We start from the raw sequence: 16,703 nt of genomic DNA, 5'->3' as shown, positions 1-16,703 counted from the left end.
CGGGGACTGATCCGGGTGGATGCGTGTCCACCTCACCGCAAGCGACGGCGACCGCGACCGCAGGGAAGACAACGGTTGAGCGCATGACACTGACGACACCGGGACGCCTCACGGACCCCCGGCCGCGCGGGCCCCGGCTGGCCGCGCTGCACACGGCGTTTCCTCCCTACCGCTATCCGCAGTCGGAGCTGACCGAGGCGCTGACCGCCCGGATGCCGGCGAAGTCCGACGCACGCACCCACCTGGCCCGCAAGGTCCAGTCCAATGCCGGGGTCGGCGCCCGCCACATGTCATTGCCCCTGGACGAACTCCTGGACCTCATCGGCCGGGACGACTTCACCGAAAGCAACCGCATCTGGCTCGACACCGCCCTCGACCTGGGCCGGCAGGTGATCACCGGATCCCTGCGCACGGCAGGCGTGGACCCGCACGAGGTCGACGCCCTGTTCAGCACCACCATCACGGGACTGGCCGTGCCGTCGCTGGAGGCCCGGCTCGCCCAACGGCTGGGACTACGACAGGACGTCAAACGCATCCCGCTGTTCGGCAACGGCTGCGCGGGAGGAGCCGTCGGCCTCGCCCGCCTCCACGACTACCTGCGCGCCCACCCCGGCCACGTGGCCGTCCTCCTCGCGGTCGAACTGTGCTCGCTGGTGTACCGCCAGAAAGACACCTCCATGGCCAACATCGTCGCGGGCGGGCTCTTCGGCGACGGTGCGGCCGCGGTCGTCGCACTCGGCACACACCGGCCCGGCACACCGGCCGGCCCTGAGATCACCGATACCCACAGCTGGCTCCTGCCGGACACCGAGGACACCCTCGGGTGGGACATCGGCTCCCACGGCTTCACCATCCTTCTCGCGCCCGAAGTCCCGGCGCTCACCGAGGAATACGTACCCAAAGCCGTCCACGACTTCCTCGGCCGCCACGGCCTGACGCCCGGCCGGATCGGCAGCTGGATCGTGCACGGCGGCGGGCCCAAGGTCCTCACCGCGGTCGAACGCGCCCTGGGCCTGTCTCCCCAGGCACTCGACCTCACCCGCCGGTCCCTCGCAGCCCGGGGCAACCTCTCCTCCGTCTCCGTCCTGGACGTCCTGCACGCGGCGCTCGCATCGCCCCCGCCGCCGGGTACTCCCGGCCTCGTCGCCGCCATGGGTCCGGGTTTCGCCATCGAGCAGGTGCTGCTCCGCTGGTGAGCACCGCACCACGAGGCGCGTGGCCGGGGCGGCGGTATTCGGGGGTGGGCGACGGCGGCCCGCTGATCCGGCAGAACGACTCGGAACGCGGCCACGCCGAGGTCATCCGGCGCACGCCGGCATTCCTGACGACTGTCACCTCAGCCACCCCGAGGCGACCGGCCGACGGCACGTGCCCTCATGAATGTATTCCGAACGGTCGACGCACATCCGGATAAGCAGATGTGTCGTGACCCGGGGATTCCGTTGGTGCGCGACGAGATCGTGCTGTAATTTCACGTGCCCCGGCTGACCGGCGTCGGCCCCCGGGCGCTTCGGGAGGCGGCGCCGGGGCTTGCCGGTGAGGAGCGGGAGCGCTGTGCGGCGTGCCGACCCCGGCGCCGCTGGAGTCGGTCGGCGAGATCGGCAAGGCGCTCACCTGTGGGATGCGGCCGGCCGCCGAGGCGGCTTCGTAGCGCGGCCGATCGCGGAGCGGGCCGGGGGGCGGGCCCGTACGGCGTGCGGCGTCTGCTGCGCCCCCGGTGGCCCGCCCGGCCGCGCCACCCGCGAACTCACCTGTCACCGCTGCTTCTCACCCACCCGCAACGCTATTCCCGCATTTTCTGGGGGGAGCTAGGGGATGGTTAGGGGAATGACGTCCCCCCGGGTCCCTCGGTATCTTCGCGGTAATCACCCGAACAGAAAAGAGTTGCGATGACCGAGTTCGCTGGGAATTTAGACTTTCCGTCCTGGCCGCAGTACGGGGACGCGGAGCGTACGGGACTGATCCGGGCCCTGGAGCAGGGGCAGTGGTGGCGGATGGACGGGAGGGAAGTCGATACGTTCGAGGCGGAGTTCGCGGATTACCACGGCTCCGCCCACGCCCTCGCGGTGACCAACGGAACGCACGCTCTCGAACTGGCCCTGGAGGTGATGGGCGTGCGGGGCGGCGACGAGGTGATCGTGCCCGCGTTCACCTTCATCTCCTCCTCGCAGGCCGCCCAGCGCCTCGGCGCCGTCGCTGTTCCGGTCGACGTCGACCTGGACACCTACAACATCGATCCGGCACGCGCGGCGCAGGCGATCACAGAGCGGACCAAGGCAATCATGCCCGTGCACATGGCCGGGCTGGTGGCGGACATGGACGCGCTGGGCAAGCTGTCCGCGGACAGCGGTGTCCCCCTGGTCCAGGACGCCGCGCACGCGCACGGCGCGCGCTGGCGGGGCACCCGGATCGGCGAGTTCGGAACGATAGCCGCCCTCAGCTTCCAGAACGGCAAGCTGATGACGGCGGGTGAGGGCGGCGCCGTGCTCTTTCCCGACGCCGAGTCCTACGAACTGGGCTTCCTGCGCCACAGCTGCGGCCGCCCCCGCGAGGACCGCACGTACCGGCACCGCACCTCCGGCTCCAACTTCCGCCTCAACGAGTTCTCCGCGAGCGTGCTGCGCGCCCAGCTCGCGCGCCTCGACGGGCAGATCGACACCCGCGAGGAGCGCTGGCCGGTGCTGTCCCGGCTGCTCGCCGACATCCCGGGCGTGGTGCCGCAGCAGGTCGACGACCGGGCCGACCGCAATCCGCACTACATGGCGATGTTCCGGGTGCCCGGCCTCACCGAGGAGCGCCGCAACGCCCTGGTCGACGACCTGATCGCCCGTGGCCTGCCCGCCTTCGCGGCGTTCCGCGCCGTCTACCGCACGGACGCCTTCTGGGAGCACTCGTCCCCCGACGAGACCGCCGAGGAGATCGCCCTGCGCTGCCCCAACTCGGAGCTCATCAACAGCGAGGGGATCTGGCTGCACCACCGCACCCTGCTCGGCACCGAGCGGCAGATGCACGACATCGCCGCGGTCGTCGCGGAAGCCGTGGCGCACCTGTGAACCGTCGTCCGCAGGTCCGGGTCGCCATGGTCGGACTCGGCTGGGCGGCCCGCGAGATCTGGCTGGACCGGCTGCTCGCCCACCCCGGATACACGGTGGTGTCCGTGGTCGACCCGGACCCGAAGGCCCGGGCGGCGTGGGCGGCCACCGGTACGGGCGCCGGTTCCCTGGAGTCGGTCGAGGAACTCGAACCGGGGCAGGTCGACCTCGCCGTGGTGGCGGTCCCCAACCACCTGCACGGCAGCATCGCCACCCGGCTGCTGGAGCGCGGCGTGACCGTCTTCGTGGAGAAGCCGGTCTGCCTCACCTCGGCGGAGTCGGCGCGGCTCGCCGCCGCCGAGCGCTCCGGCCCGGCGGTGCTGCTCGCCGGGAGCGCCGCCGTGCACCGGGCCGACGTCCGGGCACTCCATGCCGCCGCGGAGGGCCTCGGGGACATCCGGCACATCGAGGCGTCCTGGGTACGGGCCCGTGGGGTGCCGGCCGGCGGCGGCTGGTTCACCAGGCGTGAACTGGCCGGCGGCGGCGCCCTCCTCGACCTCGGCTGGCACCTGTTCGACGTACTGGGCCCGCTGATCGGCCCCGCCCGCTTCGACCAGGTCGCGGGGGCCGTCTCCGCCGACTTCATCGCCGGCGGCACCGCCGCGGCGCGGTGGCGGGGCGACGCCCCCGCGGGCGGTGCGGTCACCGCGGACGTGGAGGACACCGCGCGGGGATTCCTGGTCACCGAGGACGGCGTGTCCGTGTCCCTGCGCACCAGCTGGGCCTCGCACGAGCCGCTCGACGTCACCACGGTCCGCGTCGACGGTACGGCGGGCACCGCGTCGCTGCGCTGCACCTTCGGCTTCAGCCCGCAGCGCGCCGGCGGCTCCGAGCTGCTGGTGGGCCGGCACGGCCGCACGGACGCCGTACCGCTGGCGGACCAGCCGATCGGCGTCGAGTACGACCGTCAGCTCGACGACCTCCTGACCCGGCTCGCCGACCCCGGCGCCAAGGGGCGGGCGGCCGAGGAGGCCGATCGCACCATCCGCGTGATCGAACGCCTCTACGCCTCGGCGCGCGCGTCGCGGGGACGTACCTCAAGGCCCTCGAATCCGTCGGGGGCGACACCCCAACCGACCACCACGATGTGAGGGGCCAGGCATGTCCGTCGACACCAACTCGCTCGCGCGGACCGGCCGGCCGGCCGGCGTCGTCTTCGACATGGACGGCGTGCTCGTCGACAGCTTCGCCGTGATGCGGGCCGCGTTCGCGGTCGCGTACCGGGAGGTGGTGGGGCCGGGCCCGGCCCCGTTCGAGGAGTACAGCCGCCACCTGGGGCGGTACTTCCCCGAGATCATGCGGATCATGGGGCTGCCCCCGGCCATGCAGGAGCCCTTCGTCAGGGAGAGCTATCGCCTGGAGCACCAGGTCACCATGTTCGACGGGGTCCGGGAGCTGCTGGAGGAGCTGCGCCGGCACCGCATCAGGACCTCGGTGGCCACGGGCAAGAGCGGCCCGCGGGCCCGCTCGCTGCTGCGGCGCCTCGACGTACTCGACCTGTTCGACCACGTGGTCGGCTCCGACGAGGTGGCCCGGGCCAAGCCCGCACCGGACATCGTGATCCGCGCCATGCGGTTGATGGGCACGGCCCCGTACGAGACGGTCATGGTGGGCGACGCGGTCACCGACCTGATCAGTGCCCGCAGCGCCGGGGTGCCGCCGGTCGCCGCCCTGTGGGGGGAGACCGACGAGGCCGCGCTGCTCGCCACGGACCCGGACGCCGCACTCCGCCACCCGCTTGAGCTGCTCCAGCTGCTCCGGCTGACCGGGGCCTCCGTGGCGGAGTGAGTACGGAATCCCGCGGTCGGACGGGTCAGATCGCGAGCGGCGCGGCGGCGAGCACGGCCTCCAGGGCCGTGCTCGTGTCTGCCGGGTCGGCCGCGGCCAGCGCGGAGCGCAGCGCCCGCGCCGCGACGGCCTCCGCCGCCACCGTGATGCCCAACCGGAGGTGCGTGTGGTGGGCGTGGTCGAACAGCTCGTAGGCGAGCGCCGGGCGGCCCGCCGCCGCGTGGTCCGCCACGGTGGTGCGCAGCGCCCGGCCGTACTCCGTCCAGGCCGGCCGGTGGCGGTGGTCGCGTGCGGTCTCCACGGTGCCCGCGAGCAGCGCCGGCGCCAGCTTCTCCGCCTGCTCGTGCAGCTCGACGCGTAGCGCGGGACCCAATGTCCGGCTCCAGTGCTGCCAGTTGAGAAAGAGAAACGCGGGCCGGTTTCCGGGCGGCGTCAGTTCGGTGAGCAATCGCAGGTGGAGCGCCGCCGTGGAGACCTGCTCGGCCCGGTCGAGTGGGCCGCCGCCCAGGACCTTCAGGGCCAGTTCGCTGGCGAGTTCCGAAAGCGCGGCCGATACGCCCGAGCCGTCCGCACCCGTACGGCTCACCTCGACGGAGAGGCCGAGCCGTGCCGCCGCGTGCTGCACCCGCTGTTCGAGTTCGCCGAGGACGTCGGGCACCGATTCGAACCGGATTTCCAGGGCCACCGGGGCGGATTCGGGGTGGCGCTCCAAACGCCAGCGCCCTTGCCCGTCCGCGGACCGGAGGTGGCTGACCAGGGCCGGTAAGACGTCGGTGACGAGCAGCGAGACATGGTCGTGATGCCCCATACGGTGATGCCTCATCATGCGCACTGACAACCAGACACGAGTCATGCGGAACGCCTCATTTCCGGGGGAGGGGAGTATGTGTACGCGCGGGAATAATCCTAGGCAGCGCCGGCGCGCGGCCAATACCCCTGAAATACCCTTGAGAACGAGGTGACGGGCGTCATCCGAGACGGAAGAAGTGACGGTAGGAATCCAGCTGTGCGTCCAGCATGTGAATTCCCGGGTGCACCGTGAGGCCGAGCGAGGCCGACCGCTTGAGCAGACGGGTCAGGCGCGGCTTCATCACGATGTCGGCCACCACCCGCCCCGGCGGAACCCGCGCCGGGTCGAACGGCAGCGGGTCGTCCGGCCGCATCCCGAGCGGGGTGGCGTTGACGACGATGTCGGCGAGCTCCAGCTCGGGCGCCTCGGTGCCCACCGACCGGCCGGGCCAGTGCTCGTCGAGCCGCTTCAGCAGGGCGGCGAGCCGCTCGGCATCGGGGTCGTAGAGCGAGAGACCGCCGACACCGGCGTCCAGGAGAGCCACGGCGATCGAACTGCCGGCCCCGCCCGCACCGGACACCGTGACGCGGCGGCCCCGCAGCACGTGGCCCGCCGCGGCCAGCCCCCGCACGAAGCCGGCGCCGTCGAAGTTCTCCGCGGACCAGCTGCCGTCAGGCTCGCGGCGCATCGCGTTCGCGCCGCCCGCCACGGTGACGACCGTGCTGCGCCGGTCGGCGAGCCGCGCGGCGGCCGCCTTGTGCGGCACCGTGAACAGCATCCCGTCCAGGTTGCCCACGCGCTTGAGGCCCCCGACCACGTCGGTGAAGTCATCCGGGGTGGCGAGCACGGGTACCAGAACGGCGTCCCTGCCCAGCCGGCCGAAGAGCGCGTTGAGCAGTGCCGGGGCCCGGACCTGCGCCACTGGATCGCCGAGGACCGCGTACAGCCGGGTGGCGCCACTGATCGGCGGCGTGATCGATGCTCCCCGCTCCTCGGGGCCGGAGGAAGTCATCCCCGCAGCAACTCCCCCACGAAAGAGGCGAGTGTCAACGCCTGGCGGGTGTTCAGCCGCGGGTCGCAGAGGGTGTCGTAACGCGCCACCAGATCGGCGTCGGAGAGCTCCTGATCGCCTCCGAGGCACTCGGTGACCTCGTCGCCCGTCGCCTCCACGTGGATGCCCCCGGGGTGGGTGCCGAGGGCCCTGTGCACCTCGAAGAAGCCGCGCACCTCGTCGCACACCTCGTCGAGTCGCCGCGTCTTGTACCCGGAGGGCGACTCATGGGTGTTGCCGTGCATCGGGTCGCACTGCCAGATCACCGGGTGACCGGTGGCCGTGACCCGCTCCACGATCGCCGGCAGGACGTCGCGGACCTTCCGGAACCCCATCCGGCTGATGAAGGTCAGCCGCCCCGGCGTGCGGTCCGGGTCCAGCCGCCGGGCGTACGCGACCGCCTCCTCGGGAGTCGTGCCCGGCCCGATCTTCACCCCGACCGGGTTGGCGAGCAGCTCCGCGAACGCGAGGTGCGCGCCGTCCAGTTGCCGCGTCCGCTCGCCGATCCACAGGAAGTGCGCGGAGCCGCTGTCGATACGGGCGGCGCCGGGCTCGGGGCGCAGCAGCGCACGCTCGTAGTCGAGCAGCAGCGCCTCGTGGCTGGAGAAGATCTCCACCCCGGCGTGGCTCACCACCCGCACCAGGTTCATCGCGGCTGCCGCGTGTGCGTGCGCCCGTACCATGCGGTCCGGGTCAGGTGTACGGGCGGCGCGCACCGGCTCGTGGGAGTTGACGCCGTCGCCGCGGTAGACCGGCAGGTCCAGGGCGTCGGTGGCGGCGGAGCGGGGCTTGGCGTACTGGCCGGCGATCCGTCCCACCACGGCGACCGGGATCTCGGCGGAGTGCATCAGGACCCCGGCCATCTGGAGCAGACAGCGCAGGTTGGCGCGCAGGTGCGCTTCGGTGTTCCCGGCGAAGGTCTCGGCGCAGTCGCCGCTCTGCAGCAGGAATGCCTCACCCCGGGCCACGGCCGCGAGCCGTCCCAGCAGGCGGCGGGTCTCGGCCGCCGTCACGATCGGGGGCGCCTCGCGCAGGGTCTCGCAGGCATCGCGTACCCGCTTCGGGTCCGGCCAGTCCGGTTGCTGCGCGGCGGGCCGCGCCAGCGCCGCGGCCAGCTCGGCCGCCCACTCCTGCTGACTGTGATCCTCTCCGGCGAGGACGGATGCATGGGCCTTCAAGGCGGACTCCCGGGAATCATCTCGCCGTCAACTACCCTTACCGACCTGATTCTTGTCGCCCCCGGTCCCGGCCGACACCCCAACGCGCCCCCTAACAGCGAGGTGGCGAGCCAGCGGGCGGAGTCCGCTAGCTCGCCACCTCGCTGTGCCAGGTGAGATCGCTGGGCAGATCCTTGCGGCGATTGATCTTCAGCTTCCGGTACACCCGGGTGAGGTGCTGCTCGACCGTGCTCGCCGTGATGTAGAGCTTCCCGGCTATCTCCCGGTTGGTGTACCCCATGGCGGCCAGCGCCGCGACGCGCCGCTCGGAGCCGGTCAGCACCGCCAGCCTGTCGGTGTCGCCGCCCGCGGAGAGGAGGTCGGCCAGCTCGCCGCTCACCGAGAGCAGCTCCCGGCTCAGCGGCTCGGCCTCGCACATCTTGGTCATGTGCAGTGCCCGGCGAAATATCATGCGGGCCCGGCGGTTCTCGTCCAGCGCGTGGTACGCCGAGCTCAGGTCGGCCAGGGTACGTGCCTGCTCGTACCGGTCGCCGCAGCGCTCCAGCAGCTCGACGGCCTCTAACAGGAGCGAGGGCCGGCGGGCGGCCGGACTCATGGCCGCCGTCAGGCGCAGCGCGAGCGCCCGGGAGCGGGCGCCGCCGCTGCCGGGCCAGCTCAGCTGGTCGCTGACCAGGTGGCGCATCTGGTCCTGGTTGCCGAGCCGCAGCCAGGCCTCGGCCGCACTGGCCCGCCAGTCGACGATGCCCGCCAGGTCGAGCCCCCAGCCGGAGATCAGCTCGCCGCAGGTGAGGAAGTCGGCCAAAGCCGCGTGGTAGTGGCGGGTCGCCAGGTGCAGATGGCCGCGGCCGTACAGATAGTGCAGACCGTGCCGGGACTGGAACATGGCGTCGGGCACCGGCTGCGCGAGAAGCGAGCTGGCCTCGTCGAACCGGCCCAGCCGCGAGTAGGCGAGCAGCAGGGTGCCGAGCGGGATGCCGACACCGACACCCCAGCCCCGCAGCGGCAGCGCGGCCAGCGCCGCCTCGCCGTGCCGGGCGGCTCCGGTCAGGTCGCCGCGGCGGATGGCCACCTGTGCCCGGGAGGCGAGGATGATCGCCCGCCAGGGCAGGGTGCACCCGCCGGTCTCCCGGTCGATCAGCCGGTCGCACCACTCGATCACGGTGTCCAGGTGGTCCGCGCTGGTGAGGATCCCCAGCGACAGCAGGGCGGCCTCGTCGACCCAGCAGGTGTGCTGCCCCAGGTGCAGATCGCGCAGCGTCCCCTCGGCCCGGGCCACCGCTTCGTCCGACCGGCCGTGGCAGATCAGCGAGGCCAGCATCGCCGAGGACTGGAGCCAGGGGTCGGCCGTCGGCCGCACCGTCCGGCCTTCGCCGGCGGGCCGGCCGGACGGCAGTTGGCGGCGCCGGGCGAGTGCGGGATAGGTGAACGCCAGCCATTGCTCCGTATCGCGCATCTCGGCCGCGGTCTCGGGGGACCGCTCGGCGTGCGACCTGATCAGGCCGAGCAGCTCCGTGGCCTCGTCGTTGCGGCCGTGCCACAGCAGGTGCCTGCTGAGGTTGAGCCCCTCCCGCAGCCCCAGGTGGCCGGCGCGCAGCGCCTCGGTGAGCCGGGGCAGGTGGCGCCCCACCGAACCGGGGTTGATGGTCCACTCGGTGTGTGCGAGCCGGGCCCGTACCAGAGCCGCGGTGCCGGGCTCCGTCTGCCCTTCGAGGGCGAGCTCCAGGTATCCGGTGGCGCGCTCGGGGTGGTGGACGCGCAGCGCCTGCTCCGCCGCCTCCTGCAGCGCGGGCAGCGCCCAGGCGGGCGGCGTGGTGCACGCGCGGAGCAGGTGGCCGGCGACGACGGCCGGCGGTGCCGCCGCGTCCGCGAGGAGTTCGGCGGCCCGGTGGTGCAGTGCGGACCGTTCCCCGGCCGGCATCTGCTCCAGGACCGCGGCCTTCGCCGAGTCCAGGCGGAACCCGTGGCCGTCGAAGACCCCGGCCTCGGTGAGCTTCTGGCGTACGCTCTCGACCTCCCTGACGTCGGCGTCGAGGAGCTGGTGCGGCTTCACCCAGTCGGTGTCCCGGTCCAGGACGGCCAGCGCCCGCGCCACGTCGAGCATGGACCGGTCGCCGCGCTGGAGGTAGCTGAGCACCGCGAGTTCGTAGCTGCCCACACCGCCCTGGGCCGCACCGTTGTGATGGATGAGCGATTCGACCAGCAGCGGGTTGCCTCCGGTCGCCGCGTGCAGGTCCGGCGAGAGCTGTTCGGCGGCGTCGCTTCCCAGCCGGTGGGCGACGAGTTCCTGCACCCCGTCGGGGGAGAGCGGCGCGACGTGGAGATGGCGGAGATGGGGCTGGCGGGACAGCTCGGTGTGGAACGGCGAGCACAGCGTCTGCTGCTCGTCGTTGCCGGTGAGTACGACCATGATCTTGCCGGTGCTGCTGCGCCGGATCAGCTGTTCGAGGAAGTCCAGGGAGAGGGCGTCGGCGTACTCGACGTCGTCGACGGTGATCAATAACAGCCGGTCGCGTGCCACTTCACGTAACAGCAGGCACAGGTCGTGGAAGAAGCAGGTGAGCCGGGTGGACGGCCTGCCGGCGCCGGCCGCTTCCGCCGTGGAGGCGGAGGCGTCGGCGAGCAGCTGTCCTATCTCCTCGGCCTGCGCACCGGGCAGGGGTGCCCCGTGCAGCAGCTGTCCGAGCATGCCCAGGGGGAGGTCGCGTTCGGAACGGTCACACATGGCGCTGAGCACGAGAGCGCCGCGCTCGCTCTGGTCGTCGGCGAAAGCCTGCAGGAGGGCGGTTCTGCCGGTGGCGTGCGGCCCCGTCAGCAGGGCGACCTGCCCCTGACCGGAGGAGGATCTGCGAGCCAGCTCTTCGAGGCGGGACAACTGCTGATGACGCTCAACCAGAATCATGTGAGCCCCCCATTAGCGTCAAATGCTCGTGTCTATCGACTGCAGCAGGAACCTCGGGGAGACTAGCATGCCGACATTCCCTGCCCGTTGTGCCGCACCCATCGATCGGCAATCGCGCCGTAACCGATTACCCCGGCCGTTCGGGGATCTTGCCGCCGCTCCGCCCGGGCGATCTCTCCGACGCCCCCACGCGCTCACGGACGCGGCCGCCACCGCGGGCTTCCGCCGCCGGGCACCTGGCCGACCACGGCTGCACCTGCCTGCCCTTTCCGGGTACGGGGGCGGGGCGGGTCACCTCGCGCACGGGTACAGGGTCTGCGGGGACGCCGCCGGCCGGGCGAAGGGAACGGGCGGCGGCGATTACCGGTGAGTGGACGTGAGGTTCCAGGCGTCGCCGTCCGGCGGGACGCGATATTCACCGGGTACGGGCGCCGTGAACTCTTCCTTCTCCGTATAGAACTCAGGACGGTCTTTCTCATTCCGCCGCAGCCACGCGGCGACCCGTTGCCGCTTGGCGTCCCGAATTGCCCGGGGGATCTGGGAATGGGTGATTCCGCAGATCACGGAGTTCCGGAAAGCGTATACCGGCTCACCCTCGGTCCCCTGGCAGTGCGTCTCGCCCAGCAGGCCGACGCGTTCCAGCTTCGCGAGCCTGCGCCGGACCTCGTCCAGGGGCAGTTCGCCGACCGCCGCCACCGCGGCCGCGACCACGCCCGCGTCGAACATGGCGACGTCCTGGAGGACCTTCTTGTCCTGTTCCGCCAGCGCATCCAGGCGCGCCGCGACCAGGTTGTACACCCGCTGCGGCACCGGCAGTTCGGTCTCCCCGCCCCCGGGGCGGCCCGTACGGTACGAACTGAGCCCCGGCGCCGAGCGCTCCCACCACAGGGAGATGCCCTCGCGCAGGATGCGGGCGTACTCGACGGCGAACTGCGGGTGGCCGCCGATGGCCGTCAGCAGCTCGGTCGTCAGCACATCGGCGGTACGGGTGTGGCCCCCCGGCCGGTCGCCCTGCGACGGCAGACCCAGCTGGGCGTCGAAGAGTTCGGCGGCGTCCGCCTCCGGCAGGGGATCGACGGTGAGGACGTGCGAGCTGAGCCGCCCCGGGCCCCAGTTCGGCCGCCGGGCCTGGAGCTCCGGCCGCGCGGTCGCGACGACCAGCACCGGCACCGTCCCCGAACTCACCACCTCCTCCACGAAGTCCAGCAGGCTGTCGTCGGCCCACTGCAGGTCCTCCAGGACCACCACGAGCGGCGCCTTGTTCGCGATCTCCTCCAGGAACCGCCAGGCGGGAAAGGAGCGGCTCGGTGAGAGCACGGCCGCCACGCCCTCCTCGGGCAGTGCCAGCGGGGTGAGGTGGGTCAGCAGCCACTCGGCCACCCGCTCACTGTCGACGAGGCCGCGCACCGCCAGGTCGAGCTTCTTCCGCGCGGCGGCCGGGGAGTCGGCATGGGTGATCCCGGCGTACGAACGCACCAGCCCGCCGAGCGGGCCCGGCTCTCCGACCCTGGCGAAGGAGCGGGTGCAGCCGATCACCAGCCGCGGCCCGTCGGGCCGCTCACCGACCAGCCGCGCGAACTCGGCCATCAGCCGGCTCTTGCCCATGCCCGGCTCGCCCAGCACCGTGACCAGGCAGGGCCGGTGCCGGTGCTGCTCGGTGTCCAGGAGGCTCTGGAGCATATCCAGCTCCTTCTCCCGGCCGACGAAGGGCGCCTCGGCCTGCTGCTGGTGGCCGGCGCCCACGAGGTCGCCGGTCACCAGCCAGCCGCCCAGCTGGTCGAGGGCGGGGGAGTAGGCGAAGGAGTGCCGGCTCGCCTCCAGGGTGACGTCGCAGACCCGGGTCGTGCCGGGCGACACGAACGTCAGGAGCTGTGCGCAGCGGTCGAAGACGCCGCCCAGTAACTCCGTCCGCGGGGAGTGGTCGTTCGGCAGGTGCGTCATCATCGCCTCGCCCGTGGTCACGGCCGTGGCGGCGGACAGCCGGGAGACGGTCGGACCCAACGGGATGCCGGCGGCCATCCGCTCCTGTACGGCCAGGGCTGCCTGCGTCGCCCGTTCCGCGTCGTCCTCGCGGCTGCCCGGCGCCCCGAAGATGGCGATCCAGAGCGAGCCGATGACGCCGTGGATGACGCCGCCGAACCGCTGGACCTCCTGCCGGATGGCGGCGTTGGCCGCCTGAAGGGCCTCGGAGACACACTCCAGGTCCTTCAGGTCGGTGCGCAGGTCCAGATGCGTACGGATCATCAGCACGCTGACCAGCTTGCGCTCGGCCGTGCCGGGCGGGGTCGGGCCGGCTCCGGCGGGCGGTCCCGCCTGGGCGTGCCCGTCCGCCGGGCGCTCGTTCTGGGCCATGTCCGTGAGCGGCAGCAGGAGCGTTTCCTCATGGTTGAGGATGGCCTGTTCGAGCCTGCGCAGCTCCCGCCCGGGGTCCAGGCCCAGCTCCTCCACCAGGGTGTCGCGGGCCCGCCGGTAGACGGTGAGGGCCTCGGCGTGCCGCCCGGAGCGGTACAGCGCCAGCATCAACTGGCCGCACAGCCGCTCCCGGGTCGGCTCCGCCTGGACCTCGGCCGCCAGCTCCCCGACGATCTCGTAGTGCCGCCCGGCCGCCAGCTCCGCCTCGACGCAGTCCTCCAGGACATCCAGGCGCGTACGCTGGATCGACGCGAGCTCGGGCCATTCGATCCCGGCCTCGACGAGGTCGGCGAGGACCGGGCCGCGCCAGAGCCGCATGGCCTCACGCAGCCGCCGGGCCCCGGACTCCCCGGCCCCGGATTCGACTTCGGCCCTGCCGTGCTCGACCAGTGCCTGGTGGCGATACCAGTCGATGTGGTCCTCGGGGATCCGCAGCAGATAGCCGGATGCCTGGGTGTCCAGCGATATCGAGGTGTCGGGGGAACGTAAGGAGCGGCGTAATCCAGCCACCGCGTTCTGGAGTACCTTGCGCGCCGTCGGGGGCGGGTCGTCCCCCCACAGGGCGGTCAGCAGGCGGCCGGTGGGCACGGTCTTATTGGCGTGCAGCAGCAGAATCCCCAGGGTCGCGCGCTGTCGGAGACCGCCGATGGCAACCGGCCGGCCGTCGTCTACGACTTCCAGGGGACCCAAAAGATTGAATTGCACACCGGTGTCCTAAATTCAGCGCGGACGATTTACGGCCGTAGGGCAGAATCCTTGCTCTCCGGCCCGTTTGTGCTGGTTCTATTGAGGACCCGTATATTATTGACCGGCCGGCAGGGACGGTCAACCGCGCACGGCGGCCGCGAGTTCCGTGCCTGCGCGCTGAGCGGCGGGAACCGGCACCGTACGGGCTTTCGAGCCGGGCGGCACCTTCCGGCGGCAGGACCGTGTGAAACAGGCCACAACCCCGGGATTACCGCTCCGTGGTCGGCGGGTGGGCGGTCGCGGCCGGGCGATCCCTAGGCTCGAAGAGTGCGCAGCTATCTGGGAATCGACGTGGGCGGTACCAAGGTCGCACTCCGGCTCGAAGGCGCCGAAGGGGCGGCGGGCGGTGATCCGCCCCGCCGGGAGGCGGTGTTCCACTGGCCCGGGCCCGGATCCGTGGAAGCGGACGTCCGGCGTCTCGCCGACCAGGTCCGTACGCTCCTCGCCCGCTGGCCGGCGCCGCCGGCCGCCGTGGGGGTGGCCCTGCCCGCCGCGCTCGACGCCGAGGGCCGGGTCACGACCTGGCCCAACCGGCCCTCGTGGAACGGCTTCCCGCTCGCGCGGTGGGCCCGCGGCCAGCTCCCGGACGCACGGGTCCACTTCGCCGACGACGGCGACCTGGCCGCCCTCGCCGAGGCCGCCGAGGCCGGCTGCCCGGACGTCGTCTACCTCGGCGTGGGCACCGGCGTCGGCGGGGGCTGTGTCCTCGGCGGGCGGTCGGTGCCCGGTAGTGCCCGGGGCTCCAGCGAGGTCGGCCACATGCTGGTCGACCGCTCGGGCCCGGTCTGCGACTGCGGCCGCCGGGGCTGCCTCCAGGCGGTCGCCTCCGGGCCCGCGACCCTGCGCAGGGCGGCGCGGCGGCGCGGCCGCGAGGTGACGTACGGCGAACTGGCCGCGGCGGTGGGGCACGACGAGCCCTGGGCGCGGGAGACGCTGGCCGAGACCTGCTCGGCGCTGGGCGCCGCCGTGGTCACGCTCGGCGAGGTGCTGCGCCCCGCCCTCGCCGTCGTCGGCGGCGGCTTCGCCACCGGGATTCCGCAGCTGGTGCCCGAGGTCGCCGCCCGCGCGGACGAGCTGCGGCGCACGGGGGTGCCGATCCCCGAGGTGCGGCCCGCCGCGCTGGACGGCCTCTCCTCGCTGGCGGGTGCGCTGCTGCTCGCGCGCCGGGACGGCTGAGTGGCGGGGGCCGCCGGAGACTACGCGGCGGGAAGGGCCACCAGGGCCCGCGCCGCCAGCCGGTAGCCGAGGGCGCCGAGCCCGACGATGACGCCGTCGGCCAGCGGGGCGATCACCGAGTCGTGGCGGAACGACTCGCGCGCCCACACGTTGGAGAGATGGACCTCCATCCAGGGGCTCGGATAGTTCGCCAGTGCGTCCCGCAGGCTCCAGCCCGCGATCATGAGTGCGCCCGGATTGACGATGGCGCCCACCGTGTCGTAGCTGTCCTGGATCACGCCGATCAGTTCGCCCTCGGAGTCGCTCTGGAAGGCCCGCACCCGCCAGTCGCGCGCCGCCACCTCCGCGGCGACCGCCTTCTCGATGTCGGCGAGCGTGTCGGTGCCGTACACCTCGGGCTCACGGCGGCCCAGGATGCCCAGGTTGGGACCGTTCAGCAGCAGCAGTTCGGGCATGGTCGGCTCCCTCGGCCGTCGACGGATCGTGCGTGCTGGTCGTCCGGGGCATCGCGGCGAGCGTCGCGGCCACCACCTGCTCCGGGACGCCCGGCACCAGTTCGGCGCCGGACGGCCCGTCGAGGACGAAGGTGAGCCCGCCCGTCGCCTTCTTGTCGAGCCGCATCAGCGTGAGGAGCGCGTCCGTGCCCACCTCGGCGGGCAGCGCGGTGGGCAGCCCGTAGTGGGAGACGACGTCGAGGTGCTCGGCCTCCCTCGCCCGGGAGATCCGGCCGAGTGCCCCGGCGAGCCGTCCCGCGAAGACGGTGCCCACCGCCACCGCCTCGCCGTGCGAGTACCGGAAGTCGGTGGCCCGTTCCAGGGCGTGCCCCAGGGTGTGGCCGTAGTTGAGGATGTGCCGCAGCCCCGCGTCGCGCTCGTCGGCCGCCACCACCGACGCCTTGAGGGCCACGCTCGCCGCGATCTGCTCCGTCAGCGGCAGCCCCCGCAGGTCGGGGGCGCCGATGAAGTGGCAGCGGGCTATCTCCCCGTAGCCTCCCACCAGTTCGCGGTGGGGCAGCGTGCCGAGGTAGTCGGTGTCGCACAGCACCGCACGGGGCTGCCAGTAGGCGCCCACCAGGTTCTTGCCCTCGGGCAGGTTCACCGCCGTCTTGCCGCCCACACTGGCGTCCACCTGCGCGAGCAGCGACGTCGGCAGATGGACCACCGGTACGCCGCGGTGGTACAGCGCGGCGGCCAGCCCCACCACGTCCGTGGTGGTCCCGCCGCCCACCGACACCACCGCGTCGGCGCGGGTCAGCCCGGCCTCGGCGAACCGCCGGCACAGGCGCTCCACGGTGGCGAGGGTCTTGTCCACCTCGCCGTCGCCGGCCGGCTCGATCACGGCGGGCACCCCCGGGTCGGGCACCCACTCGGCCGGCCTGGCGGACACCACCACCACCCGGCTCGCACCGGTCTTCGCGATCACCTCGGGGAGCGTGTGGCGCACCCCCGGTCCGATCGACACCCGGTAGGACCGTTCGGCCAGGCCGACGTCGATGTGCCGGTGCGTCCGCGTTGCCATGAAGACCCCTCCCGTCCGGTACGGATCCTTTCCGCGACGGCGCCGCCGCCCC

At 72.6% G+C, this 16,703-nt stretch carries 12 protein-coding genes; 5 read left to right on the top strand and 7 right to left on the bottom strand.

The window, feature by feature from the left end; all coding sequences use genetic code 11:
- Positions 1–83: 83 nt before the first annotated feature.
- The 4 genes from ACHZ99_RS30555 to ACHZ99_RS30540 all read left to right on the top strand — a co-directional run bounded on the left by ACHZ99_RS30555 (position 84) and on the right by ACHZ99_RS30540 (position 4,880).
- Positions 84–1,196, top strand: coding sequence for a type III polyketide synthase (locus ACHZ99_RS30555; RefSeq protein ID WP_420308067.1), 1,113 nt, complete (start codon positions 84–86; stop codon positions 1,194–1,196).
- Between the two features lie 693 nt (positions 1,197–1,889).
- Positions 1,890–3,053 carry a DegT/DnrJ/EryC1/StrS family aminotransferase gene (locus ACHZ99_RS30550; protein WP_420308066.1) on the top strand — a complete coding sequence of 388 codons (1,164 nt, stop codon included), beginning with the start codon at positions 1,890–1,892 and terminating at the stop codon, positions 3,051–3,053.
- Positions 3,050–4,183, top strand: a complete 1,134-nt coding sequence (locus ACHZ99_RS30545) for a Gfo/Idh/MocA family protein (RefSeq protein ID WP_420308065.1) — start codon at positions 3,050–3,052, stop codon at positions 4,181–4,183. The genes ACHZ99_RS30550 and ACHZ99_RS30545 overlap by 4 nt, the downstream gene beginning before the upstream one ends.
- 10 nt (positions 4,184–4,193) lie before the next feature.
- Positions 4,194–4,880, top strand: a complete 687-nt coding sequence (locus ACHZ99_RS30540) for an HAD-IA family hydrolase (protein WP_420308064.1) — start codon at positions 4,194–4,196, stop codon at positions 4,878–4,880.
- A 25-nt stretch (positions 4,881–4,905) separates the two neighbouring features.
- On the opposite strand, the gene ACHZ99_RS30535 is transcribed toward ACHZ99_RS30540, so the two are convergent.
- The 5 genes from ACHZ99_RS30535 to ACHZ99_RS30515 form a co-directional block, all read right to left on the bottom strand.
- Positions 4,906–5,688 carry a hypothetical protein gene (locus ACHZ99_RS30535; RefSeq protein WP_420308063.1) on the bottom strand — a complete coding sequence of 261 codons (783 nt, stop codon included), beginning with the start codon at positions 5,686–5,688 and terminating at the stop codon, positions 4,906–4,908.
- A gap of 160 nt (positions 5,689–5,848) precedes the next feature.
- Entirely contained in the window at positions 5,849–6,682 is an 834-nt protein-coding gene (locus ACHZ99_RS30530; protein ID WP_420308062.1) for a shikimate dehydrogenase family protein, read from the bottom strand.
- The gene (locus ACHZ99_RS30525; protein WP_420308119.1) at positions 6,679–7,836 is read right to left on the bottom strand and encodes a 3-deoxy-7-phosphoheptulonate synthase; all 1,158 of its coding nucleotides are present in this window, start codon (positions 7,834–7,836) and stop codon (positions 6,679–6,681) included. The genes ACHZ99_RS30530 and ACHZ99_RS30525 overlap by 4 nt, the downstream gene beginning before the upstream one ends.
- Before the next feature lie 190 nt (positions 7,837–8,026).
- Entirely contained in the window at positions 8,027–10,798 is a 2,772-nt protein-coding gene (locus tag ACHZ99_RS30520) for a helix-turn-helix transcriptional regulator (protein ID WP_420308061.1), read from the bottom strand.
- Between the two features lie 360 nt (positions 10,799–11,158).
- A complete protein-coding gene (locus tag ACHZ99_RS30515) occupies positions 11,159–13,798 on the bottom strand; it encodes a BTAD domain-containing putative transcriptional regulator (protein WP_420308060.1) in 2,640 nt (879 codons plus the stop codon).
- 426 nt (positions 13,799–14,224) lie between these two features.
- On the opposite strand from ACHZ99_RS30515, the gene ACHZ99_RS30510 reads away from it, so the two are divergent.
- Positions 14,225–15,133 carry an ROK family protein gene (locus ACHZ99_RS30510; RefSeq protein ID WP_420308059.1) on the top strand — a complete coding sequence of 303 codons (909 nt, stop codon included), beginning with the start codon at positions 14,225–14,227 and terminating at the stop codon, positions 15,131–15,133.
- A 20-nt stretch (positions 15,134–15,153) separates the two neighbouring features.
- Here the strand turns inward: ACHZ99_RS30510 and ACHZ99_RS30505 are convergent, their stop codons facing one another.
- Together ACHZ99_RS30505 and ACHZ99_RS30500 are read right to left on the bottom strand one after the other, a co-directional pair.
- Entirely contained in the window at positions 15,154–15,588 is a 435-nt protein-coding gene (locus ACHZ99_RS30505) for a type II 3-dehydroquinate dehydratase (RefSeq protein ID WP_420308058.1), read from the bottom strand.
- A complete protein-coding gene (locus tag ACHZ99_RS30500) occupies positions 15,533–16,651 on the bottom strand; it encodes a 3-dehydroquinate synthase family protein (protein WP_420308057.1) in 1,119 nt (372 codons plus the stop codon). The genes ACHZ99_RS30505 and ACHZ99_RS30500 overlap by 56 nt, the downstream gene beginning before the upstream one ends.
- Positions 16,652–16,703: the final 52 nt, after the last annotated feature.

It is taken from the genome of Streptomyces sp. MAR4 CNX-425 (assembly GCF_048656465.1).
GTDB lineage: Bacteria > Actinomycetota > Actinomycetes > Streptomycetales > Streptomycetaceae > Streptomyces.
Note: the sequence above shows the minus strand (reverse complement) of the source record. Positions and strands in the feature narration are given on the sequence as shown.

Excerpts from the sequence above, each read along its gene's own strand:
- ACHZ99_RS30535 (WP_420308063.1), bottom strand. The coding sequence starts at position 5,688 with ATGGGGCATCACGACCATGTCTCGCTGCTCGTCACCGACGTCTTACCG.
- ACHZ99_RS30500 (WP_420308057.1), bottom strand. The coding sequence starts at position 16,651 with ATGGCAACGCGGACGCACCGGCACATCGACGTCGGCCTGGCCGAACGG.
- ACHZ99_RS30520 (WP_420308061.1), bottom strand. The coding sequence starts at position 10,798 with ATGATTCTGGTTGAGCGTCATCAGCAGTTGTCCCGCCTCGAAGAGCTG.
- ACHZ99_RS30540 (WP_420308064.1), top strand. The coding sequence starts at position 4,194 with ATGTCCGTCGACACCAACTCGCTCGCGCGGACCGGCCGGCCGGCCGGC.
- ACHZ99_RS30530 (WP_420308062.1), bottom strand. The coding sequence starts at position 6,682 with ATGACTTCCTCCGGCCCCGAGGAGCGGGGAGCATCGATCACGCCGCCG.
- ACHZ99_RS30550 (WP_420308066.1), top strand. The coding sequence starts at position 1,890 with ATGACCGAGTTCGCTGGGAATTTAGACTTTCCGTCCTGGCCGCAGTAC.
- ACHZ99_RS30555 (WP_420308067.1), top strand. The coding sequence starts at position 84 with ATGACACTGACGACACCGGGACGCCTCACGGACCCCCGGCCGCGCGGG.
- ACHZ99_RS30505 (WP_420308058.1), bottom strand. The coding sequence starts at position 15,588 with ATGCCCGAACTGCTGCTGCTGAACGGTCCCAACCTGGGCATCCTGGGC.